Raw genomic sequence first — 23,541 nt, forward strand, 5'->3', positions numbered from 1 at the left:
GGGGAGGCAGACGGCAGGGGATTGTCTCCCTCAAGGTTAATGGACCGCCGCCCTACCCACTCCGCCACCCGATCGGCCCAGTACCAGCCCCCTGCCGGGCCCCCTCGGCTCCGGCAACAGCCCCGGCACCGGCGCCGATCTCAGCCCCGGCTCCGGCTCGGCGGACTCCGGGTCCGGCGGCGTCGGCCGGGGCAGTTCGGCCAGCGCTTCGACGCTGCGGTGGTCGATCCGGAAGTCCCCACCCACCACCGCCCGCAGGAACCGCTCGTTCCCCAGGTCCACCGGCCGGCCGTAGGACCCGTGCCGGGTCCCGCCCAGCGGCAACTCGATGATCATCCCCGCTCCCCCTCAACCGACCCCCTCAACCGACCCGCTCGACCGAACCGCTCAACCGAAGTCCTGGAAGCCGACCGGGCCCCCGCGGCCCGATCAGTCCCGGACGCTCCACCCGCTCGCCCGCAGCGCCACCGTGAGCGGCTTGACCGCCCCCGGCGCCACCGACAGCTGGACGAAGCCCACCTGCTGGCCGGTCGAGTGCTCGATGACGACGTCCTCGATGTTGACCCCGGCCGCGCCAACCTCGCCGAACAGCCGTCCCAGCTCGCCGGGCTGGTCACCGAGCACCACGGCCACCGTCTCGTACCGAGTGGGCGGCGCGCCGTGCTTGCCGGGGATGCGGGCCTGACCGGTGTTGCCGCGCCGCATGACCGCCTCGATCCCGGCCGCGCCCGCCCGGCGCTCGCCCTCCTCGGAGGCGTCCAGGGCGCGCAGCGCGGTGACGGTCTCCCCGAGGTCGGAGGCGACCTCCTCCAGGATGTCGGCGACCGCGCCGGCGTTGGCGGAGAGGATGTCGACCCACATGCCGGGGTTGGAGGCGGCGATCCTGGTGACGTCCCGGACGCCCTGCCCGGAGAGCCTTATGGCGGTCTCGTCGGCGTGCTCCAGCCGGGCGGCGACCAGCGAGGACACCAGCTGCGGGGCGTGCGAGACCAGGGCGACGGCCCGGTCGTGCGCGGCCGCGTCCATCACGATCGGCATCGCACCGCAGAGCGCGACCAGTTCCAGGGCGGCGTTGAGCGTCTCGGTGTCGGTGTCGTCGGTGGGGGTGAGCACCCAGGGGCGGCCCTCGAACAGGTCGGCGCGGGCGGCCAGCGGGCCGGAGCGCTCACGGCCGGCCATCGGGTGGCTGCCGATGTAGTGGACGGTGTCGCAGCCGAGCGCGGCGACCTCGATGCGCGGGCCGTCCTTGACGCTGGCGACGTCGGTGTACCAGCGGGCCAGGTTGCGGCGCTGGCAGTCGGCGAGCACCTTGCCGACCAGGGCGGGCGGCACGGCGATGATCGCCAGGTCGACCGGGCCGTCGGCCGGCTCGGTGATGCCGGCGCCGAGCGAGGCGGCGGTCCGGGCGGCGTCCGGGTCGGCGTCCTCCAGATGGACGGTCAGCCCGCGGCCGGCCAGGGCGAGCGCGGCGGAGGTGCCGATCAGTCCGGTACCGACGACGACGGCAGTGCGCATGACGGGTCGCGCTCCTTCTCGAATTCTCGGGCTTCGCGTTCTGGGCTTCGCGTTCTGGGCTTCCCGGGCGGCCCGGCCTCGCCGGTTCTCGGTCCGGTCTGCGCCCCGGCACGGGCCGGGAGCACCCGCGACCCATCCTCTCGCATCCGCCCCACCCACGCCCCCACCGCCCACCCGCTGGGCAACCGCGGCGGCCCCGCCCCCGTCCCACACCATGCGGACGCACGCCGGGCACCGGCGGGCACCGCAGAACCGCGAACGCGCCACGCCCGCCAGGCCACCAGGCCCGCCGACGGGCACACACGCCGCACCCCGCGAAATCCGGCGACGCCCGCACCGAAGCGGGGCAGACTGGCCGCCCGGGCACGGCGCGGGCGACACGCGGAACACGGCACGCGAACGAAGGGGTTGCGCATGGACGATCAGCACAGCGGCGACGACCAGCAGAACGGCGAGGCCCGACACGTCGGCGAGGCCGGGCCCCCGAAACGCTCCGCCGTCCCCGCCCACCTGTCGGTCCTGGACTCCGTCGTGGTCTACGCCGAGGGTGCGGTATGCCGCCGCCGGGCCAGCGTCCCGCTCCCGGCCGACGGCCGGCTCCGGCTGACCGGTCTGCCTTCCTCTGTGGACGGCCGCTCGCTGCGCGCCCGGGTGCTCGACGGCCCGAGCGGGACGGCGGTCACCGAGGCCCGGCTGGAGTTGCTCGCCGAGTTCCACGAGCCGACCGAACTCCCCCGGCTTCGCCGCGAGTTGGACGAGGCCATGGAGCGTCAGGGCGCACTCACCGAGCGCCGCCGGCTGGTCCTGACCGCGATCGCCGAGACCTCCGCACTGCGCGCCGTACCGCCGCAGCGGCGGCATGACGAACCGCTGCGGCGGACGCCCGCGGACGCCTGGCTGGAGCTGGCCGACTTCGTCGACGAGCGCCTGACCCGGCTCCAGCAGCGCGCCGAGGAGCTCACCAAGGAGGTCGAACTCGCCGACTACGAGCGCGAGTTGGCCACCGACCGACTGGACCGCGCGTCCACCGCCGGCCCCGCCCACCCGATCGGGACCGCCGCCACCGTCCTGCTCACCCTCACCACCGCGCCGGCCTCGGCACCCACCGCACAGCCCTCCCCGGAATCCGCCACGGAATCCGCCCGGGGGCCCGTCGCCCCAACCCCAACCCCCGAGGAGCCCCCCGCCCGGCTCGACATCGAGCTGGAGTACGGCGTCCCCGCCGCCCGCTGGGTGCCCGCCTACCGCCTCTCCTACCGCCACGGCGCCGACACCGGCCGACTCGTCCTGCGCGCCTCCGTCGCCCAGCAGACCGGCGAGGACTGGACCGGCGTCCGGCTCGCCCTCTCCACCGCCGACCTCGACCGCCGCACCGACCTGCCCCGGCTCCGCTCGCTGCGGATCGGCCGCAGCCAGCCCGCCCCGCCGCCGTCCGGCTGGCGCGAGCCCCCGGCCGGCCTGGCCGACCTCTTCACCGGCTACGACGACGCCGGAGCCGGAGCCGGAGCCGGAGCCGGAGCCCGCCCGGCCTCGCGCCGCACGGCCCCGCTCGCCGTCTCGGCCCCCGGCCCGTACGGATCCGCCGCCCGGCTCAACCGCCTCGGCGGCGCCGGTCCTGCCGGTACCCGGCCCGCCGACGCCGGCCTCGTGGCCGACGCCGCTCGGCTGGCGGGCCCCGCCGGGCGCGGCGGCACCCTGGACATCGACGAACCCGTCCCGGCGCCCCCGCCCACCCCGAGCGGCTTCGCCGGATACGGCGGTGCACCCGCCGCCACCCCGATGCCCCAAGCCCCCCTGCCGCAAGCCTCGATGTACCAGGCCTCGATGCCCCAGGCCTCCGCGCCGCCCCCCGCCCCCGTGGCGCCGGGCGGCGCGCCCCCGCCGGACCTGCACCCGCTCGCCCGCCGCTCCCGCCGAAGCGGCGGCGGCACCGAGGCCCCTGGCACCGGTTTCGCCCCGGACGCCTCCCTGCTCGACTACCCCGGCCTCGTCCTGGCCGGCCCCGACGCACCCGCCGCCCACCGCGGCACCCTGCGCCCCCAGGCCGACCGGGCCGACCAGGTCGGCTACGACGGTCCGGCGACGATGCCCCCATACGACACCGGCCGCGAGCGGGTCCGCCACCTGGCACTCCCCCGGCACGCCGTCCCGCCCCGCGAGTCGGCGGGCTCCTTCGACCACCGCTTCGACTCCGCCGCCCCCGCCGACATCCCGTCCGACGGCACCTGGCACACCGTCACGATCGACGAGATCCCGGTGTCCGTCCGCCCGGAGTACGTCACCGTCCCCGCCGTCGAGGAGAAGGTGTACGCCACCCTGGTGCTCGCCAACCGGACCGACCGCGCCGTGCTGGCCGGCCCGGTCGAGGTCACCGTCGACGACGAGTTCCTGCTCACCGCCGCCCTGCCCACCCTCGCCCCGGGCGGGCTGCGGAGCCTGGGCATCGGTGTCACCGAGAGCATCGAGGTGGCGCGCCGCACCGAGCTGCACGAGTCCACCGCGGGCATGCTGAGCAGCAGTACCGTGCTCGACCACCGGGTGCACGTCCAGCTGGCGAACCGGCTCGGCCGCACCGTCACCGTGGAGGTCCGCGAACGCGTGCCGGTCACCTCCGACGCCGAGATCCGGATCGAGGAGCGGGCCGACTGGCAGGCCCCGGCGGTCTCCACACCGGACTGCCCGCCCAGCACCCGGCTCTGGCGGGTCGAGCTGCCGCCCGGCGGCCGCACCGAGCTGGACGGCGGCTACCAGATCAAGATCCCGGCCGGAAAGGCAATCGTCGGTGGAAACCGGAGGAACTGAACGATGACCGAAACGATGACCGGAACGACCATCTCCCTCCCCGTCACCGCCGTCACCTGCCTGGAGGACCGAAGCCAGGTCGAACGCACCACCACCGTCGACCTCGCCGCAGGCGTCCAGCGGCTGCGCCTGGGCCCGCTCACCGCGCTCGCCGTCGACCGCACCCTGCGCGCCGAGACCACCGCCCCCGGCACCCGCGTCCTGGACGCCCGGATCGTCCGCGACTGGATCCCGCGCGCCCCGCTGCCGCCCGGCCCGGAGGACTCCCGGCTGCGCCACCGGCTGCACGAGCTGGAGACCGCGAGCCGCCTCGCCGACCAGACCCGTGCCCGTCTGGAGGCCCGGCTGGCGCTGCTCGCCCAGCTCTCCGCCGACCTGCTGCGCGAGATCGGCGAGGGCGCCGGGGTCGGCGAGCTCGAACGCACCCGCTGGGCCCGCGAACTGGACCGGGTGGACGCCGAACGCGAGCGCCACGGCGAAGAGCTGCGGACCACCCACTCCCGGCTGCGCCGCCTGGACCAGGAGCGCTCGCAGGCCCTGATCGCCCTCGACCAGGCCGAGGAGGAACCGGCCGAACTGGCCGCCCACCTGGAGCTCACCGTCGAGGCGGCGCAGCCCGGCCCGAGCGGGCTGGCCGTCACCCACCTGGTGCCGTGCGCCCTCTGGCGCCCCTCGTACCGGGCCACCCTGGACGGCGGAAGCCTGCGGCTGGAGTCGGAGGCGGTGGTCTGGCAGCGCACCGGCGAGGACTGGAGCGGCGTCCGGCTCACCTTCTCCACCGCCCGCTCGGCCCTCGCCACCGACCCGCCCGCCGTCGCCGAGGACGTCCTGATGCTGCGCGAGCGCACCGCGGAGGAGCGCCGCACGGTCGAGGTGGAGCTGCGCGAGGAGGCGATCAGCGCACTCGGCCCGGCCGCCGGGGTGCCGGGGGTGGACGACGGCGGGGAGGTCCGGGTGCTGCCCGCGCCCGCCCCGGCCACCGTGCCCTCCGACGGCCGGGCACACCGGGTGCCGCTCGGTGCCTTCACCGGGCAGGCGAGCAGCGAGTACGCGTGCGCGCCGGAGCTGTCCCCGCTGGTGACCCAGGTGGTCCGGTTCCGCAACGCGGCCGGGCACCCGCTGCTGGCGGGTCCGGTCGAACTGGTCCGCGGCAGCGGCTTCACCGGCCGGGGCGAGCTGGGCTTCACCGCCGCCGGGGCCGACGCCGAGCTGGCGTTCGGCAGTTCGGACGGCTACCGGGTGGTCCGCGAGGCCGAGGAGCGCCAGGCCACCGCCGGGCTCACCGGCCGCCAGACGACCACCCGGACGGTGCGGCTGCACCTCTCCCGCTTCTCCGGCCCGGAGGAGCGGGACGAGCAGGTCGTCGCGGTCCGCGAGCGGGTGCCGGTCTCCGAGGTGTCGGCGGTGGAGGTGCGGCTGCGCAAGGAGGAGTGCTCCCCGCCGCCGGACGCCTTCGACACCGAGGGCATCCTCCGCTGGGACGTCCCGCTCGGACCCGGCGCCCGTCGGACGGTCACGCTGGTCTACGAGGTCTCCGCCACCGCCAAGGTCGCCGGGCTCTGAGGAACCCGGCCTCCGCCGCCGTCCGGACACCGGTCCGCTCGTGACGACCGCTCAGGACCAAACCGGGTAGAACAGGAACATGATCCTCCACCTCGCACCCCTGGACGACTGGCTGTCCGACCCCGGTCGGCCGTACACCACCGCGTCGCTGCTCACCGACGGGTTCATCCACTGCTCGGCGGACGAACAGACGGCACTCGCGGTGGCCAACGCCTTCTTCGCCGACACTCCCGACCCGCTGATGGCACTGCTGATCGAGGAGTCACAGGTGGAACCGATGGTCAAGTGGGAGGCCCCGCACGGCGCACCGCCGCCCGGGGCCACCCCCGGCCTGCTGTTCCCGCACGTCTACGGACGGCTCAACCGCTCCGCCGTCAAGGGCCTGCTGAAGGTCGAGCGCGGCCCGGACGGCCGCTGGGCCGCCCTCACCCCCTGGAGCTGACGCCCAACCCCCGACGGCCCGCCCGGCCCGATGCGGGACCGGCCGGTCGACCAGCTCACAGCCAACCCCGCTCCCGGGCCGCCATGCCGGCCTGGAAGCGGGTGGTGGCGCCCAGCGAGCGCATCAGGCTCTGCAGCCGGCGCTGGGTGGTGCGGGCGCTCCAGCCGAGCGACCGGGCGATCGACTCGTCGGTGAGGCCGGCCGCCAGCAGGCCCAGCAGCTTGCGGTGGTCGGCCTCCGGCTCCAGCGTCGCGTCCCCGGTGCCGATCGCGGCCTGCAACTGGACGGCGCGCTCCCACTCCGCCTCGAACAGCGTGTCCAGCGCCTGGAGCAGCGCGGAGGGGTGGATGACGTACGCGGCGTCGAGGACGCTGTCGCCCACGCTGATCGGGATGATCGCCATCCGGTCGTCCGAAATGATCATCTTCATCGGCAGCGACGGCCGGACCCGGGCCTCCTCGCCATCCGCGACCCCGGCCAGGATGTTCCGCTCCAGCCGGCCCGGCCAGGCCACCGCGTCCCGGTCGTAGACGGTCCGCAGCCGCAGACCCTCCCGCAACCGCCGCCGCTGCAACGGGATCGGGGTCACCGGATCCTGGATGTACGGCGGGCGGTCGAAGCCGCGGACCTGGTACTGGCTGGTCTCGGTGATGTGCTCCAGCCGCTGCGCGATCGCCTCGCCGCCGGTCAGCACCTCCACCGAGTGCGCCGGATCCGTGTACCGCGAGGCCTCCCGGAAGGCGTCCATCAGGCGGTGCATCTCGGCCCGGGCGTGCCGCAGTTCGGACTCGCGGTGGCCGATCAGGGTGCCGATCGCGACGTCGGGGGCGACCGGCAGGTAGCGCTGCCGGTCCACCGGCGCCCGGGTCGCCATGCCCTGCTGCGCCAGGCGGTCCAGGGCGCGCACGCTCTGCTGGAGCGTCAGGCCGCAGCCCTCGGCCAGTTCCTCCGCGGTGGACTGCGGATTGGCCACCAGCGCCGCGTAGACCTGTCCGTCCGGCTCGGCCAGTCCCAGTGCGCTGAGTGGTGCATCCGACACGACGCCGTCTCCCCCGTTCGCCCCCCACCGGCGCCGACCCTGGCGCAGTCCCGCCACTGGGCGGGTGGTGGTCCGGTGGCAATCCTCTGCCACGGATCATGGCGCTGACAAGGCCGTGACCAGGGGTTGCGGCCCGCCTCGCACCCCGCCCACCCCCACCGGACGACCGAGGGCCTCCCCGCCTTTCGACGGGGAGGCCCTCAACAGAAGCCCGAATATACCGACCGGTCTACATAACCCAACCGGAATATACCGACCGGTCTACAGACCGACCTCGCGCATCAGCTGACCGACCTCGGGGTTGGTCAGACGGCGCAGCCAGCCCGACTTCTGGTCGCCCAGCGCGATCGGGCCGAAGTGCGTGCGCACCAGCTTCTCGACCGGGAAGCCGGCCTCGGCCAGCATCCGGCGGACGATGTGCTTGCGACCCTCGTGCAGGGTCACCTCGACCAGGTAGTTCTTGCCGACGTTGGAGATCACCTTGAAGCTGTCGGCGCGCGCGAAGCCGTCCTCCAGCTCGATGCCCTGCGCCAGCTGCTTGCCCAGGTCACGCGGGATCGGGCCCTGGATGGCGGCCAGGTAGGTCTTGGTCACGCCGTACCGGGGGTGGGTGAGACGGTGGGCCAGCTCGCCGTGGTTGGTGAGCAGGATGATGCCCTCGGTCTCGGTGTCCAGACGGCCGACGTGGAACAGCCGGGTCTCCCGGTTGGTCACGTAGTCGCCGAGGCACTGGCGCCCGTCCGGGTCCTCCATGGTGGAGACCACGCCGGCCGGCTTGTTGAGCGCGAAGAACAGGTACGACTGGGTGGCGACGGTCAGGCCGTCCACCTTGATCTCGTCGTTCTGCGGGTCGACCCGCTTGCCCTGCTCGGTGACGAGCTTGCCGTTGACCTCGACCCGGCCCTGCTCGATCAGCTCCTCGCAGGCGCGGCGGCTGCCGATGCCCGCCCGGGCCAGCACCTTCTGCAGGCGCTCGCCCTCGGGCTCGCCGAAGGTCTTGGGCAGCTTGACGGCCGGCTTGTCGTGCCGGGCGAGGACGGCGTCCTCGATCTTGGCCTGCAGCTCGCGCGAGCGCTGCGGCTGACGGCGCGGGTCGCCCGGGGCGCCCTGGCCCTCACGGCGCGGGCGCGGGGCCGGGCTGGGGCGCCGACCGGAGTAGCCGCCGCGGGCGGGGGTGGCGTTGGGGCCGCCGCCGTACTCGGGGCGGTCGTAGCGCCGCTCCTCGGGCCGCAGCGGGCGGTCCGGGTACCGGTTGTCGTCGCGCCGGTCGTCCCGGCGGCTGTCCCGCCCGTACGAGCCGGAGCCGCCGCGCGAACCGGCACCGCTGCCGCCGCCGTACGAGCCGCCCCGCGAGCCGGATCCACCGCCGTACGAACCCCCGCGCGAGCCGGAGCCCGAGCCGCTGCGGCCGCTGCCGCTGCCGCTGCCGCCGTAGGAGCCGCCGCCCCGGCCCCCGCCCTGTCCGCTGCGACCGCTGCCGCCGCCGCTGCCGTTCCTGCCGTTGCCACTGCTACGCATCAAAGTGTCCGTACGTCGTTACCGTCTGGGATGTGCGGTCGTTTCGGCCGACCTCACCGCCCCCTACCGATCAGGCGCAGCCCGACCGGCCTCGCCACTGCCGTCCGCGGCCTGCACGGCAGCGGCGGCGACCGCCTCCGCGATCATCGTGCCCTCCAGGGACTCCGCTTCCACGTCGTCGACCTCGGGCAGGAAGGGAGCGAGCTCCGGCAGCTCGTCCAGGCCGCGGAGCCCCATCCGTTCCAGGAAGTAGTTCGTCGTCCGATACAGGATCGCACCTGTTTCGGGCTCGGATCCGGCCTCTTCCGCCAGTCCTCGCTGTACCAGGGTACGCATCACGCCGTCACAGTTCACACCGCGGACGGCGGAAACCCTCGATCTGGACACCGGCTGCCGGTAGGCGACGACCGCCAGGGTCTCCAGTGCGGCCTGCGTGAGCCGGGCCTGCTGGCCATCCAGCAGGAAGCGGTCGACGGCCGGAGCGCAGGTGTCCCGACTGTAGAACCGCCACCCGCCGGCGACCAGCCGCAGGTCGAATCCGCGGCCCTGGGCGGTGTATTCGGCGGCCAGTTCGCGCAGCGCCGCGGCCACTTGCGCCCGGGGCCGCTCCAGCACGCCGGCCAGCCGCTCCTCCCCGGCGGGCTCGTCGACGACCATCAGGATCGCCTCCAGCTCGGCCTTCAACCCGGCCCCGGCCGCCTCCTCGCCCCCGGCCGGATCAGCGACGCCGACCACATCAGTGACGCCGGAAGTCGACGGGGCCGACTTCTGGTGCACGACCCGGGCCTCGCCCTCCGCCGACACACCCGTGGGCGCCGCCACGGGCTCCACCGCCGGCCTCGCCGCCACCGGATCCGTCACGGCCCCCGCCACCGGCTCCGGCAGCAGCTCGAAGGCCGGCTCCAGCCATTCCCCGGCCCGCGGCCGCCCCGGCAGCCCGAGCGGGCGCCGCACCGGCCGCCCGCCGCTCCCGCTCCCGCTCCCGCTCCCACCGCTCATCGACTCTCCTCCCGCGACCGCTCACCCACCGGCCGCTCACCCACCGGCCGGTCGAACTCGTCCGTCACCTCGACCGCGCCCCGGTCCGCCTCCGCCACCCAGCGCACCAGCAGTTCGCCCAGCGCCTCCGACTGCTCGAAGGCCAGCACCCGCTCCCGGTACAGCTCCAGCAGCGCCAGGAAACGGGCGACGACCACCAGCTCGTCCGGCGCGTCCGCGACGAGCCGCTGGAACGACGCCTCGCCGAGCTCGGTGAGCAGCCCGACCACCAGCCCGGCCTGCTCGCGCACGCTGACCGGCGGGCTGTGGATGTGGTCGACGTACACGACGGGCTTCGGCTTGGGTTCCATGGCCCTGGCCGCCAGCTGCGCGAGCCGCTCCGGGCCGATGGTGATGACCACCTCGGGCAGCAGCCCGGCGTGCCGGGGCTCCAGCCCGACGGTGCGCGGGCGTCGGGCCAGCTCGGCGGCCCAGCGCTCGCCGAAGAGGGCCGCCGCCCGCTTGTACGCCCGGTACTGCAGCAACCGGGCGAACAGCAGGTCGCGGGCCTCCAGCAGCGCCAGGTCCTCCTCGTCCTCGACGTCGGCGACGGGCAGCAGCCGGGCGGCCTTGAGGTCGAGCAGGGTCGCGGCGACGACCAGGAACTCGGTCGCCGCGTCCAGGTCCCAGTCCGGGCCCATCGCCCGGATGTGTGCCATGAACTCGTCGGTGACGGTGGCCAGCGCCACTTCGGTGACGTCGAGCTTGTGCTTGGCGATCAGGCTGAGCAGCAGGTCGAAGGGGCCTTCGAAGTTGTCCAGCCGCACCCGGAAGCCGCCCCGCGGCTGTTCCTCGGTCGCGTTCTCGGTCGCGTTCTCGGTCGCGTTCACGGCGGTGGTGGGTGGTTCGGCGGTGCTCGGCATGACGGTCCATCTTCACCCGGCCCGGCCGCCCGCCCCGTCCCCGGGGCCCTCGACACGCCGTCGTCACGCGGCCATCACGCGGTCGACGCCTCCCGACGCCGGCCCTCGGCATCGACGTCGACACCGACGTCAACGCCACCGCAGGACGTCACCACAGGACGTCAGCACGCCACACCGGAGACGCCGCCCCAGGGATGCCACACCGGGACCGTCGCACCGGAGGCACCGCACCGGAGGCACCAGAGGCACCACCGACGCCCGGGAAGGGGCCTAGCGGCCGCGCAACCGCCGGACCAGGATGGAGGCCTCGCCGCGCTGCTCCAGGTCCGCCAGGACCACCGCGATGGCCTCCCGGACGATCCGCCCGCGGTCCACGGCCAGGCCGTGCTCACCGCGCAGCACCAGCCGGGCGTGCTCCAGGTCCATGAGCTCCTCGGCGGACACGTACACGGTGATCTTCTCGTCGTGCCGCTCGCGCCCGCTGGGGCGGCGCGGCGCGCGGCCGCGCGGCCGGGCGCGCCCGGTGCCGCCGGCCTGCTCCTCGGCGGCGCCGGGGTGCTGGCGGCCGGCCGGTACGGTGCCCTGGGGCCCGGCGGGCGAGGCGGAGCGCTGGGCGGGCGGCTGGGCGCCCGCCGGCGCGCCGGCGGCCGGCTGCTGGTCCTGGGACGGCTGCCGCCCGGCCTCGCCGCTGCGCTGGGTGTCCTGAGCGTCCTCGGCGCCTTCGCCGCCGTCCGTGCCGTGGACGGTCCGCGCGGTCTCCGCTCTGGCTGCCTCGGCGGCCGGACGCGGCGCGAGGGACGGCGACAGCGCCATCCCGCCGGTGGTCCGGAACAGCTCGTCGGCCCCCGGGAGACTCACTCGGCGGGGCGGCACCGGTCGAGCACCTCCCTGGCGAGCTGGCGGTAGGCGGCGGCACCGACCGAGTTGGTCGCGTACGTGGTGATGGGCTCGCCGGCGACGGTGGTCTCCGGGAAGCGCACGGTCCGCCCGATGACGGTGTGGAAGACGTGCTCGCCGAACGCCTCGACGACCCGCGCCAGCACCTCGCGGCTGTGCACGGTGCGCGAGTCGTACATGGTCGCGAGGATGCCGTCCAGGCGCAGCTCGGGGTTGAGCCGCTCGCACACCTTCTCGATGGTCTCGGTCAGCAGCGCGACGCCGCGCAGCGCGAAGAACTCGCACTCCAGCGGGACGATGACGCTGTGAGCGGCGGTCAGCGCATTGACCGTCAGCAGGCCCAGCGAGGGCTGGCAGTCGATGATGACGTAGTCGTAGTCGGGCAGCAGCGGCTTCAGCGCGCGGGCCAGCGCGGACTCCCGGGCCACCTCGCTGACCAGCTGCACCTCGGCGGCGGAGAGGTCGATGTTGGACGGCAGCAGGTCCATGCCCGGCACGGCCGTCTTGAGCAGCACTTCATCGGCCGTCAGGCCCCGCTCCATGAGCAGGTTGTAGACGGTGACGTCGAGCTCCATCGGGTTGACGCCGAGGCCGACCGAGAGCGCGCCCTGCGGGTCGAAGTCGACGAGCAGGACCCGGCGGCCGTACTCGGCCAGCGCGGCGCCCAGGTTGATGGTCGACGTGGTCTTGCCGACGCCGCCCTTCTGGTTGCACATGGCGATGATCTGCGCGGGGCCGTGCTCGGCGACCGGGGCCGGGATCGGGAAGTACGGCAGCGGGCGGCCGGTCGGACCGACCCGCTCGCGGCGCTGGCGCGCGGCGTCGGGGGCCAGCGTGGCGGCGTACTCCGGGTCCGGCTCGTACTCGGCGTCCGGGTCGTCGTAGGCACCGTAGGCGAACTCGCCGTAGGCCAGGCCGTAGGCCGCCAAGTCGGCGTCGTGATCGGTCACCGTGGTCACCTGCGCTGTGTTCTGGCGTGCTTCGAAGGTACGGAGTGCGACCGAGCCGACCTCGGCCGAGCCCACGGAGGGCTGCCGGGCCCCGGGCTCCTCACTCGGCTGGCCGGCGGTGCGCTCCGCCAGTCCTGGCTGACCACCCCCGGGAGCAAATGTCGACTCATTCACAAGTCGTCTTACCTCCTTGGGCATCCAGGACTCTATGTCGATTCGTCAGCGTGGCAGCATGCCGACGGTTTGCGACTCTAGGCCGTTCAAGGCGTTCGCAGCAACACAATCCACGGTAGTGGGCCGGATGTGTCGACTATCGGGCGGGCCGATGTCAAGGGATGAGTAGGCCGTTGACCCTAACGTTTCTGCGGTGGGGTGACACGACCGACAGAAATTGACGACAGAGCGACCCGCCCGCCCCATCACCCGTTCACGGGCACGGCGAAGCCCCCGGCCCGAGGGGATCGGGTCGGGGGCGAACGACCGCCGGGCGGTCCACCGGATCGCCGGATCGAAGGATCACTGCATCACCGGATCGCAGGATCACCAGATCTCTGGATCACCGAATCGCAGGATCACCGGATCAGGCGAGCACGCTCTCCAGCGAGACCGACTCCAGGCCGAAGGCCTCGGCCACGGCCGGGAAGGTGATCTGGCCCTCGTGCACGTTCAGGCCCTTGGCAAGCGCCGGGTCACGGCGCAGCGCCTCCTTCCAACCGCGGTTGGCCAGCTCGACGACGTACGGCATCGTCGCGTTGGTCAGCGCGTAGGTGGAGGTGTTCGGGACGGCGCCCGGCATGTTGGCCACGCAGTAGAAGACCGAGTTGTGGACCTGGAAGGTCGGCTCGGCGTGCGTGGTGGCGTGCGAGTCCTCGAAGCAGCCGCCCTGGTCGATGGCGATGTCGACGAGCACGGAGCCCGGCTTCATGCGGGAGACCAGCTCGTTGGTGACGAGCTTCGGGGCCTTGGCGCCCGGGATCAGCACCGCACCGATGACCAGGTCGGCCTCGATGACGGCCTTCTCCAGCTCGAAGGTGTTGGAGACGATCGCCTTGATCTTCGTGCCGAAGATGCGGTCGGCCTCGCGCAGCTTGTTGATGTCGCGGTCGAGCAGGGTCACGTCGTAGCCCATGCCGATGGCGATGGTGGCCGCGTGCCAGCCGGAGACGCCACCGCCGATGACGACGGCCTTGGCCGGGTGGGTGCCGGGCACGCCGCCGGGCAGCACGCCGCGGCCGCCGGCCGGGCGCATCAGGTGGTACGAGCCGACCTGCGGGGCGAGACGGCCCGCGACCTCGGACATCGGGGCGAGCAGCGGCAGCGCGCCGTTGCCGAGCTGCACGGTCTCGTACGCGATGGCGGTGGTGCCCGAGGCGATCAGCGCGTCGGTGCCGGCGCGGTCGGCCGCCAGGTGCAGGTACGTGAAGACGGTCTGGCCCTTGCGCAGCCGGTGGTACTCGGAGGCGATGGGCTCCTTGACCTTCAGCAGCAGGTCAGCGGTGGCCCACACCTCGTCGGCGGTGGGGAGGATGGTGGCGCCGGCGGCCACGTACTCCTCGTTGGGGATCGAGGAGCCGACACCGGCGTTGTCCTCGATGTAGACCTCGTGTCCGTTGCGGACCAGCTCATGCACGCCGGCGGGCGTGATGGCCACGCGGTACTCGTGGTTCTTGACCTCGCGGGGGATGCCGACCTTCACGGCTAAACACGTCCTCTTGCCATGGGGGTCCCTACCGGAGAAGACCGGCGGGCGACGCGCACGTGGGGAAGCCTCCGGGGCAGCCCGGGGCGGGGATCGCTGCGCGACTGAGTTCGAGTGTAATGAAGCCCAGTCGGCGTGTCAGCCTTCCAAAGTGAATAAATCTGCCGAACACATTGGCAGGTTCGTAGGCTTCCCTTGCGATCTTCCCACCAAAGGTGTGTTAACCGGGCATCTTCGACAATACCTCCGAAATACCCCTCACCACCCGGCGTCGACGCGTTCCCGCAGGTCCGCGAGGGCGGCCCCGACGGCCTCCCGGCCGCGCTCGTCGCCGAGCCTGCGCAGCACCGCCAGCGCGGCCCGGTACTCGCGGTCCGCCTCGTCGAAACGGCGCTGCGCGGTGTGCGCCTCGGCCACCCGGGCGAGCAGCCGGGCCTCGGCGGCGGGCTCCCCCATCGACTGCCGCAGGCCGAGCGCCCGCCCGTACCAGTCGGCGGCGCGCACCGCGTCGCCCAGCGCCCGGTGGCAGCCGGCCGCACCCTCCAGGGCCCGGGCGCAGAGCGGTTCGTCCCCGGCCGTGCGGGCGTGCTCCAGGGCGGCCCGGTAGTGCGCGACGGCCTGCTCCCAGCGGCCCGCGGCGGCCTGTAGGTCGCCCAGGTTGAGCAGCGCGGCCGAGGCCCGGCGGGGTCTGCCGTGCCGCTCGGCGACGGTCAGCACCAGTTCGTGCAGCCGGTAGAGGTCGGCGGGGGCGGCGGCGCCGGTCAGCGGCAGCGCCCGCAGCAGCGCGGTGACCAGCCGGCCGGCCGAGCCGTCCAGGTCGCCCTGACCGATCGCGTCGGCCACCGCCCCGAGCAGCAGGTCCCGCTCGCCGAGCAGCCACTCCCGGGCGTGCTCCGCCGAGCCCAGCCGCAGGGCGGCGGGCAGCGGGTCCGGCCCGGGGCCGCCGCCCGCCGGGTCCAGCAGGGCGCGGGCCGACTCGGTGAGCCGGACCAGCCGCTCCAGCAGCCGGGCCCGGGCGAGCTCGGTCTCGGCGGGCCGGTCCTCCTGCTCGCGCAGCCGGACGAGCCTCGGGTAGAGACGGCCGGGCACCCGGTAGCGCGGGCTGCCGTCGGCGGCCGGCGCCTCCTGGCCGAGCAGTTCCCGTTCGGCCAGTGCGGCGAGCGTCACAGCCGCCTCCGGTGCCGGGCAGCCGACCAGGGCGGAGGCGGTGCGCGGGTCGGCGGTCTGCGCCGGGGCCAGGGTGAGGGTGCGCAGCATCCGCGCCTGGGCGGCCGGGAGGGTGCCGTACAGCAGGGTGAACGCGCCGATCAGCGGGTCGCTGTCGGGGACGGGCACCGGCTCGGCCGGCCCCGGGCCGGGCTTCACCCAGGCCGCCTGCTCCCCGGCCGTCTCGCCGGCGGCGGGCTCCGGCGCCGGGTCCTCGGTCGGCTTCTCCCCCGGTGGCGGGGGCGTCGCGGCCTTCCCGGGCGTGGACACCTGGGCGGCCTTCGGCCCTGGTGCGGACTTCGCGGCCGTCCCCGACGCCGCGCCCTGTACGGGCTTCGCGGCCTTCCCCGGGGCCGCCCCCTGTACCGGCTTCGCAGCCTTCCCGGGCGCTGGCGCCGCGGTGGTCTTCGGCCCCTGAACGGGCTTCTCCGCCTTCTCCCCCTCCCCCTTCGGCGCCGCCGACCGCGCCGACTCCTCGCCCACCACCCGGGTGAGCTCGCGCGCCGCCTCGGTGACGGCCGCCTTCGGGTCTCCGCGCAGCCATCCGGCCATCAGCCGCAGGGCGGCCGGCCGGGCCGCGCAGGCCTCCGCCAGGTCGGCGCCGCCGACCGGGTCGCAGGAGATCCGGGTGCCGCCGACCAGGTCGGCGAGCAGTTCGCCGGAGGCCTGCCGGTCGAGCCCGCCGAGGATCACCGGGTCGATGTCCTCGATGCCGGTGAGCGGCCCGGCGGTGGTGGCGAGCACCAGGCAGCCGGGTTCGTCGGCGAGCAGCGGCCACAGCTGCCCGGCGTCCCGGACGTCGTCCAGCACCAGCAGCACCCGGCGGCCCACGAGCGCCTCGCGCAGCGCGACGCAGGCGGGCTCGTCCCGTCCGTCCCCGCTGACACCGGGCAGCGGCACGGGGGCCTCGGGGTCGAGCTGCTCCAGCAGCAGGCGGGCGGCCCGGGCGGGCGCCACCCGGCCGCCGTCGGGGGCGGACAGGCGCGCGAAGAGCACACCGTCGGGGTGGTCCGCGGCGGCGGTGCGGGCGAAGCGGACCGCCAGCGTGGTGCGGCCGGAGCCGGGGCGACCGGCCAGGACCAGCACCGGGCTGCGGCCGGTGGCCGGGCGCGCGGCGGCCGCCCGCAGCGCGGCCAGTTCGGTGCGCCGCCCGACGAACAGTGCGGGCCCGGCCGGCAGCCGGTCGAGGCCCGGAACGGCCCCGACGGGCACGTCGGGGCCGGGGTCCATCGTCGCCGTCTTCCTCGCCACCCGTGCCACTCCCGACGTCATCCGGCCCCAGCGGAGGCGGCCCGGGACGGGCGCCCTGTCTGCGAAGCGTAGTTCGACCGTCCGGCTCAGCCGAGGTGACATCCGGTCGTACGAACCGGTAAATCACCCTCGCGGATCAACAGCAGGGTGCTCAGGAGGCGTACGGGCCGTTCGCTCACCCCTCGAAGGGCCGGGCCGGCCAGGGCGAGTCCGCCGGGCGCAGCCCGTCCAGCCCGTCCGGTCCGGTGAGCGCGGCGTGCACGGCGAGCGTGCCGGTGACGAGGGTCGGGTTGTGCAGCCGCCCGGCGTGGATCAGCCGGATCAGGTCGGACACCGGCACCCAGGCGACCTCGATCTCCTGCTCCTCGCCCTCCGCCGCGTAGCGCTCGCCCTCGGCCTCCGCGAGGTCGGTGGCGAGGAACATCCGCAGCGCCTCGTCGGTGCCGCCCGGCGAGGTGTAGTAGTCGGCGAGGATGCGCCAGGTGTCGGCCTTGCTGTGCGCCTCCTCGTACAGCTCGCGCTGCGCGGCGTGCCACGGGTTCTCGCCGGGCACGTCGAGCAGGCCGGCAGGCAGCTCCCACAGGCGCTGGCGGACGGGGTGGCGGTACTGCCGCAGGATCAGCACCCGCTGCTTGTCGTCCAGGGCGAGCACGGAGACCGAGCCGGGGTGGGTCTGGTAGTCGCGCCGGGCCCAGCTGCCGTCGGGCATCCGGACCTCCTCGCTGCGCACGCCGGTGACCTTGCCCTGGAACGGCGTCCGGCTCTCCCGGACCTCCCACTCCTCGGCCACGTCGGCGATCCCCTGGTCGCGCTGCTCGTCCATCGCTCTCCCCTTTTCGTCAGTACGACACAATCTAACGCCGAACGGCGGCCCCGCGGGAATCGCGGGGCCGCCGTCCGGTGAACGACCGACGACTTACTCGGCCGCGGTGGTCTTGATCTCGATGGCGGCCTTGACCAGGCCCGCGAACAGCGGGTGCGGGCGGGTCGGGCGGGACTTCAGCTCCGGGTGGGCCTGGGTGGCCACCAGGTACGGGTGCACCTCGCGCGGGTACTCGACGTACTCGACCAGGTCGCCCTTGGGGGAGAGGCCGGAGAACTGCAGGCCGGTCTTCTCCAGGTCCGCGCGGTAGGCGTTGTTGACCTCGTAGCGGTGGCGGTGGCGCTCCTCGACGTACTGCTCGCCGCCGTAGACCTCACGGACGATCGAACCCTCGGCGAGCTTGGCCGGGTACAGGCCCAGGCGCATGGTGCCGCCCAGGTCGCCCTTGCCGTCGACGATGGCCAGCTGCTCGGCCATCGTGGAGACGACCGGGTGCTTGGCGGCGGCGTCGAACTCGGTGGAGTTGGCCTCGGGCAGGCCGGCCAGGTTGCGGGCCGCCTCGATGACCACGCACTGCAGACCCAGGCACAGGCCGAGCAGCGGCACCTTGTTCTCACGGGCGAAGGTGATGGCGCCGACCTTGCCGTTGACGCCGCGGTCGCCGAAGCCGCCGGGGATGCAGATCGCGTCCACGTCGCCGAGCTGCGCCCGGGCGCCCTCGGGGGTCTCGCAGTCGTCCGAGGTCACCCACTTGATCTCGACCCGGGCGTTGTTGGCGAAACCGCCGGCGCGCAGCGCCTCGGTCACCGACAGGTACGCGTCCGGCAGGTCGATGTACTTGCCGACCAGGGCGACCTTGACGATGTGCTGCGGCTCGTGGACGCGGCGCAGCAGGTCGTCCCAGGTCGTCCAGTCGACGTCGCGGAACGGCAGGTCGAGCCGGCGCACCACGTAGGCGTCCAGGCCCTCGCCGTGCAGGACCTTGGGGATGTCGTAGATCGACTTGGCGTCGATGGCCGCGACCACGGCCTCCTCGTCCACGTCGCACATCAGCGAGATCTTGCGCTTGATGGCCTGCGGGACCTCGCGGTCCGCGCGCAGCACGATCGCGTCGGGCTGGATGCCGATGTTGCGCAGCGCGGCGACGGAGTGCTGGGTGGGCTTGGTCTTCAGCTCGCCCGAGGGGCCGATGTACGGCAGCAGGGAGACGTGCACGAAGAACACGTTGTCCCGGCCGACCTCGTGGCGGACCTGGCGGACGGCCTCCAGGAACGGCAGCGACTCGATGTCGCCGACGGTCCCGCCGACCTCGGTGATCACCACGTCGACGTCCTCGGTCGCCATCCGGCGGATCCGGGACTTGATCTCGTTGGTGATGTGGGGGATGACCTGGACGGTGTCGCCCAGGTACTCGCCGCGTCGCTCCTTGGCGATGACGGTCGAGTACACCTGGCCGGTGGTGACGTTCGCCGAACCGTGCAGGTTGGTGTCCAGGAACCGCTCGTAGTGGCCGATGTCCAGGTCGGTCTCGGCGCCGTCGTCCGTGACGAAGACCTCACCGTGCTGGAACGGGTTCATGGTGCCCGGGTCCACGTTGAGGTACGGGTCGAGCTTCTGCATGGTGACGCGCAGGCCTCGGGCCTTGAGGAGCGCGCCGAGGCTGGAGGCGGTGAGGCCCTTGCCGAGCGAAGAGGCGACACCCCCGGTGACGAAGAGGTGCTTGGTCGTCACGGCGCGGCCGTTCGCTGCCTTGCCGGAATGGGGCTGTGCCAAGAGGGGGCTCCCGTGGGTCGCGTGTCGAAGGTGACGTGGGCGGGATGCTCTCGACTCGCCGAACGACGGGAGGCGGTGCGGTGCACGGCACTCGGGGGGTCGTCGATTCGGCTGGTCCGGGGCGTTTGATCCCACCGGTCCACGGGATACCAGGGTATCAGTGACGCGACCGGGACGCCTTCCGGCCCGCTCGCGGCACCCCGGGGGCGTGCGCGGGGCGCACCACCGGCGCATCATCCGGCGCAACAGTCACACCGGTCGCACCACGGCCGGACCGGGCCACTTCGGAGCACTCCGTTCGGGCCATGACAGCCCCTCCACTGGGACCAGCCGGAACTGATCCGTCCGGACCATCCTGCCCGGCGTCCTCGCGATGCACGGCATTTCCGCCGAATTGTGGCGCCACACGAGGCTGCGCCCGCGTGCTTCGCCCCTTTCGTCCGTCGTAAGCTGCACGGACGCATCGCCGACAGCACGAGCACGCGGAGGGCGTGGGAGGTCAGGACACTCCCGGTCCCCGATGCGCGACCGGACCTCCCCGTATTCCAGCTCCTCCCCTCCCACCCCAGGGGCTCGACCGAGCCCCGCGCGGACACTCCAGCAAGGCCCGCCACCACCCCTCGGCGGGCCGGACGTCCCGGGGTGGGCTCCGGCCCCGCAGACCGCTCGCTCCCCCAGATCGCCGATGCGTCGTGACCACATTGCGAACTGGAGATCCACGTGGCCGGCCGTATCGAGGACTACGCACTCATCGGGGACATGCAGACCGCTGCCCTGGTCAGCAGGGACGGGGCGGTGGACTGGCTCTGCCTGCCCCGCTTCGACTCTCCGGCCGTGTTCGCCGGCCTGCTCGGCACCGATGAACACGGCTTCTGGCGGATCGGTCCGGCCGAAGCCGTCGCGACCGAAGTCCCCACCCCCGCGGCACCCGCCACCCCGGCCGCCCCCGCCCTCGGCCTCCCCCGCTTCACCGACACCGCCGATCTGAGGGTCCCGCCGCCCACCGCGGCCGCCCCCGCGGTGCCCGCCGACCGCCGCCGCTACCGGGGCGACTCGCTGGTCCTGGAACAGGAGTGGGACACACAGGGCGGCACCGTCCGGGTGATCGACTTCATGCCGCCGCGCCCGCTGGCCGGCCGCGACGCCGTCCCCCAGGTGATCCGGATCGTCGAGGGCGTGGCCGGCACCGTCCGGATGCGCTCGGCGGTGCGGATGCGCTTCTCGTACGGGCGCATCGTGCCCTGGGTGCACCGGGTCGAGCAGGCCGGCGGCGGCCACCGCACCGTCGCCGTGGCCGGGCCCGACTCGGTGTGGCTGGACGGCGAGTCCGAGACCTACGGACGCGACCTCACCACCTACGCCGACTTCACCGTCACCGCCGGCGAACGGATCGCCTTCGCCCTGACCTGGCAGGCCTCCCACCTGGACGCGCCGAAGGCCCCGGACGCCGAGGAGATGCTCGACGCCACCACCGACTTCTGGCACGAGTGGGCCGCCCAGTGCACCTACCAGGGCCCCTACCGCGAGGCCGTGATCCGCTCCCTGATCACCCTCAAGGGCCTCACCTACGCCCCCACCGGCGGCATCGTCGCCGCCCCCACCACCTCGCTGCCCGAGGACATCGGCGGTGAGCGCAACTGGGACTACCGCTACACCTGGCTGCGCGACGCCGCGATCACCCTCTCCTCGCTGCTGCGCACCGGCTACCGCGACGAGGCCAAGGCCTGGCGCGAGTGGCTGCTGCGCGCCGTCGCCGGCGACCCGGAGAACCTCCAGATCATGTACGGCATCGCCGGCGAGCGCGAGCTCACCGAGTCCTCCCTGGACTGGCTGCCCGGCTACGAGGGCTCCCAGCCCGTCCGGGTCGGCAACGGCGCGGCCGGCCAGCTCCAGCTCGACGTCTACGGCGAGGTCGTCGAGGCCCTGCACCTGGCCCACATGACCGGCCTGGTCCGCAACGACCACGCCCACCACCTCCAGCTGCGCCTGATCGAGTACCTGGAGGACCACTGGCAGGAGCCGGACGAGGGCATCTGGGAGGTCCGCGGCCCGCGCCGACACTTCGTCCACTCCAAGGTGATGGCCTGGGTCGCCGTCGACCGGACGATCAAACTGCTGGAGCAGACCCCCGAGGACGCCCCCTCCGACGGCCACCTGGAGCGCTGGCGCGAGCTGCGCGAGACCATCCACCGGGACGTCTGCGAGAAGGGCTACGACCCGGAGCGCAACACCTTCACCCAGTACTACGGCGGCAAGGAGCTGGACGCCTCGCTGCTGCTCATCCCCCAGGTCGGCTTCCTGCCGCCGGACGACAAGCGCGTCATCGGCACCATCGAGGCGATCCAGCGCGAGCTGTCCACCGAGGACGGCTTCGTGCTGCGCTACCCGACCCACGACGATTCGAGCGGCGACCACGTCGAGAACGTCGACGGCCTCTCCGGCCACGAGGGCGCCTTCCTGGCCTGCTCGTTCTGGCTGGCCGACGACCTCGCCATGATCGGCCGGGTGCAGGAGGCGCGCGAGCTGTTCGACCGGCTGCTCGCGCTGCGCAACGACCTCGGCCTGCTCGCCGAGGAGTGGGACCCGCGGCTCAAGCGCCAGGTCGGCAACTTCCCGCAGGCCTTCAGCCACGTCCCGCTGATCGACACCGCACTGCGGCTGACCGCCTGCGGCGGCGCCTTCCTGTCCGCCCAGCCGGACGGCCTGACGGCCGAGCGGGTCGAGCAGGCGACGGTCTAGCGGCCCGGGGGCCCGGCGGCGGGCGGTCCGGCGGCCTAGTCCCGCTGGACCAGCTCGTCGTAGGTGCTGAGCACCTGGGCGACGGTGGCGGCCTCGTCCGGCCAGGTCTCGGCCTGCTGCCGGCCGGCCGCCACCAGCCGCTCGCGGCCCGCCGGGTCGGCCAGCAGCCCGCGCACCGCCCCGCCGATCGCGACCGGGTCGCCGGTCGGCACCAGCACGGCCGCGTCGCCGACCAGCTCGGGGATCCCGCCGACGGCGGTGGCGACCACCGGCACGCCGGCCCGCATCGCCTCCTGCACCACCAGCGAGCGGGCCTCCCAGCGACTGGTGACCACCACCACGTCGGCGGCCGCCAGCAGGTCGGGCACGTCGGTGCGGAATCCGAGCAGCCGCACCGGCAGCTTCTCGGCGGCGACCCGCTCGCGCAGCCCGGCCGCTTCCGGGCCGTCCCCGGCGAGCAGCAGCAGCGGCTCCGGGTCCAGCACGGACAGCTCGCGGGTGGCGTCCAGCAGCAGCCCGAAGGCCTTCTGCGGGACGAGCCGGCCGACCGCCAGCACCAGCGGCCGGTCCGGGCCGTCGCCGAGCAGCGCGGCGCGCGCCGCGGCCCGGTCGAGCCGGCCCTCGGGCATCGGCGGGGCGGCCACCGGGCCGAGCCGGGCGTCGGTGGCGCCCAGCTCGCGGGCCCGGGCGACCAGGTCGGAGGAGGCGCCGAGGACGAGGTCGGCGGCGCGCGCGACCCGGCGCTCCATCAGCCGCTGCAGGCGGCGCTCCAGGCCGGTGGCCAGCAGCGCGTGGTGGGAGGTGACCACCAGCGGGGTCTCCGGGCGCAGGCCCGGGAAGCGGCCGGCGGTGCGCAGGGCGAGGTCGGCGAGCAGTCCGGCGCGCAGCCCGTGCGCGTGCACCACGTCGGCGCCGGTGAAGGCCCGGCGCAGCTCGCCGATCGCGGTGGCGTCACTGCGGGCGCCGGCGGTGGGGGTGATGTCGACGGTGTGGAACCTGGCGCCGGTGCGGGAGAAGCCGAACAGCGCGTCCGTGCCGGCCGGGGCGCACACCGTGACGATCACGCCGTGCGCGACGAGGCCCTGCGCCAGGGAGCGCACGTGGGCACCGATGCCGCCGGTGCTGGCGGCCAGGACGAGTACCACGTGCAGCTGCCCCGGTTCTGGGGTGGCAGCGGCGGCCCGGGCGGCGGAATGGTCCACGTTCTCTCGCATCCGACTCGATCAGGTTCGCGCGCCGCTTCGCGAGGGTTGCCCGTCGGCGGCGCTCGGGACTGGAAAGCCAATGTCCAGCCGCCACCATGCCAGGTCGGCGGCCCTCTTGGACAGTCGGCGCCACCAGGGGCGCGTCGCCTTCCGTCCGCAAGGGCCACCCGACCCTGTCGGCGGGTCGGGTGGCCCGGCCAGGGCGTGTCGCAGCAGGT

At 74.1% G+C, this 23,541-nt stretch carries 17 protein-coding genes; 4 read left to right on the forward strand and 13 right to left on the reverse strand.

The genetic code is table 11. The features are described from left to right. Positions 1–36: 36 nt before the first annotated feature. Together ACIQVZ_RS13900 and ACIQVZ_RS13905 are read right to left on the reverse strand one after the other, a co-directional pair. On the reverse strand, positions 37–336 hold the full coding sequence (locus tag ACIQVZ_RS13900; RefSeq protein WP_402449796.1) for a hypothetical protein: 300 nt from the start codon (positions 334–336) through the stop codon (positions 37–39). A 93-nt stretch (positions 337–429) separates the two neighbouring features. Next, complete coding sequence (locus ACIQVZ_RS13905) at positions 430–1,515, reverse strand: prephenate dehydrogenase (RefSeq protein WP_402449799.1); 1,086 nt, start codon at positions 1,513–1,515, stop codon at positions 430–432. A 414-nt stretch (positions 1,516–1,929) separates the two neighbouring features. On the opposite strand from ACIQVZ_RS13905, the gene ACIQVZ_RS13910 reads away from it, so the two are divergent. The 3 genes from ACIQVZ_RS13910 (at position 1,930) to ACIQVZ_RS13920 (ending at position 6,322) form a co-directional block, all read left to right on the forward strand. After that, positions 1,930–4,317, forward strand: a complete 2,388-nt coding sequence (locus tag ACIQVZ_RS13910) for a DUF4139 domain-containing protein (RefSeq protein WP_402449800.1) — start codon at positions 1,930–1,932, stop codon at positions 4,315–4,317. Positions 4,318–4,320: 3 nt separating this feature from the next. After that, positions 4,321–5,880 (forward strand): mucoidy inhibitor MuiA family protein, encoded by a 1,560-nt coding sequence (locus ACIQVZ_RS13915; RefSeq protein WP_402449802.1) that lies wholly within the window; start codon positions 4,321–4,323, stop codon positions 5,878–5,880. A 79-nt stretch (positions 5,881–5,959) separates the two neighbouring features. Continuing rightward, the gene (locus ACIQVZ_RS13920; RefSeq protein WP_350883713.1) at positions 5,960–6,322 is read left to right on the forward strand and encodes a DUF952 domain-containing protein; all 363 of its coding nucleotides are present in this window, start codon (positions 5,960–5,962) and stop codon (positions 6,320–6,322) included. A 55-nt stretch (positions 6,323–6,377) separates the two neighbouring features. Here the strand turns inward: ACIQVZ_RS13920 and ACIQVZ_RS13925 are convergent, their stop codons facing one another. From ACIQVZ_RS13925 to ACIQVZ_RS13970, 10 genes are all read right to left on the reverse strand, one after another. Next, complete coding sequence (locus ACIQVZ_RS13925) at positions 6,378–7,361, reverse strand: helix-turn-helix domain-containing protein (RefSeq protein ID WP_159398525.1); 984 nt, start codon at positions 7,359–7,361, stop codon at positions 6,378–6,380. A 261-nt stretch (positions 7,362–7,622) separates the two neighbouring features. Beyond that, positions 7,623–8,879: a pseudouridine synthase gene (locus tag ACIQVZ_RS13930; protein ID WP_402449806.1), complete on the reverse strand. Its 1,257-nt coding sequence runs from the start codon at positions 8,877–8,879 to the stop codon at positions 7,623–7,625. 63 nt (positions 8,880–8,942) lie between these two features. Beyond that, entirely contained in the window at positions 8,943–9,536 is a 594-nt protein-coding gene (locus ACIQVZ_RS13935) for an SMC-Scp complex subunit ScpB (protein ID WP_402449853.1), read from the reverse strand. Positions 9,537–9,874: 338 nt separating this feature from the next. Then, the gene (locus tag ACIQVZ_RS13940) at positions 9,875–10,780 is read right to left on the reverse strand and encodes a segregation and condensation protein A (protein WP_402449808.1); all 906 of its coding nucleotides are present in this window, start codon (positions 10,778–10,780) and stop codon (positions 9,875–9,877) included. A 270-nt stretch (positions 10,781–11,050) separates the two neighbouring features. Continuing rightward, positions 11,051–11,638, reverse strand: a complete 588-nt coding sequence (locus ACIQVZ_RS13945; protein WP_402449811.1) for a hypothetical protein — start codon at positions 11,636–11,638, stop codon at positions 11,051–11,053. Next, positions 11,635–12,702 carry a ParA family protein gene (locus ACIQVZ_RS13950; protein WP_030245868.1) on the reverse strand — a complete coding sequence of 356 codons (1,068 nt, stop codon included), beginning with the start codon at positions 12,700–12,702 and terminating at the stop codon, positions 11,635–11,637. Before ACIQVZ_RS13950 ends, ACIQVZ_RS13945 begins: the two co-directional genes overlap by 4 nt. A 505-nt stretch (positions 12,703–13,207) precedes the next feature. Continuing rightward, on the reverse strand, positions 13,208–14,323 hold the full coding sequence (ald, locus tag ACIQVZ_RS13955; RefSeq protein WP_350883703.1) for an alanine dehydrogenase: 1,116 nt from the start codon (positions 14,321–14,323) through the stop codon (positions 13,208–13,210). A 261-nt stretch (positions 14,324–14,584) separates the two neighbouring features. Next, positions 14,585–16,783 carry a tetratricopeptide repeat protein gene (locus ACIQVZ_RS13960; protein WP_402449814.1) on the reverse strand — a complete coding sequence of 733 codons (2,199 nt, stop codon included), beginning with the start codon at positions 16,781–16,783 and terminating at the stop codon, positions 14,585–14,587. A gap of 175 nt (positions 16,784–16,958) precedes the next feature. Then, the gene (locus ACIQVZ_RS13965) at positions 16,959–17,606 is read right to left on the reverse strand and encodes an NUDIX hydrolase (protein WP_350883699.1); all 648 of its coding nucleotides are present in this window, start codon (positions 17,604–17,606) and stop codon (positions 16,959–16,961) included. 93 nt (positions 17,607–17,699) lie between these two features. Beyond that, on the reverse strand, positions 17,700–19,379 hold the full coding sequence (locus tag ACIQVZ_RS13970) for a CTP synthase (protein ID WP_350883697.1): 1,680 nt from the start codon (positions 19,377–19,379) through the stop codon (positions 17,700–17,702). A 720-nt stretch (positions 19,380–20,099) separates the two neighbouring features. Here ACIQVZ_RS13970 and ACIQVZ_RS13975 point away from each other — a divergent pair. Continuing rightward, the gene (locus ACIQVZ_RS13975) at positions 20,100–22,118 is read left to right on the forward strand and encodes a glycoside hydrolase family 15 protein (RefSeq protein ID WP_402449817.1); all 2,019 of its coding nucleotides are present in this window, start codon (positions 20,100–20,102) and stop codon (positions 22,116–22,118) included. 35 nt (positions 22,119–22,153) lie between these two features. On the opposite strand, the gene ACIQVZ_RS13980 is transcribed toward ACIQVZ_RS13975, so the two are convergent. Next, positions 22,154–23,332 carry a glycosyltransferase family 4 protein gene (locus ACIQVZ_RS13980; RefSeq protein ID WP_350883696.1) on the reverse strand — a complete coding sequence of 393 codons (1,179 nt, stop codon included), beginning with the start codon at positions 23,330–23,332 and terminating at the stop codon, positions 22,154–22,156. Positions 23,333–23,541 lie beyond the last annotated feature (209 nt).

Origin of the sequence: Kitasatospora sp. NPDC098663 (genome assembly GCF_044760075.1) — a bacterium.
Taxonomy (GTDB): Bacteria; Actinomycetota; Actinomycetes; order Streptomycetales; family Streptomycetaceae; genus Kitasatospora.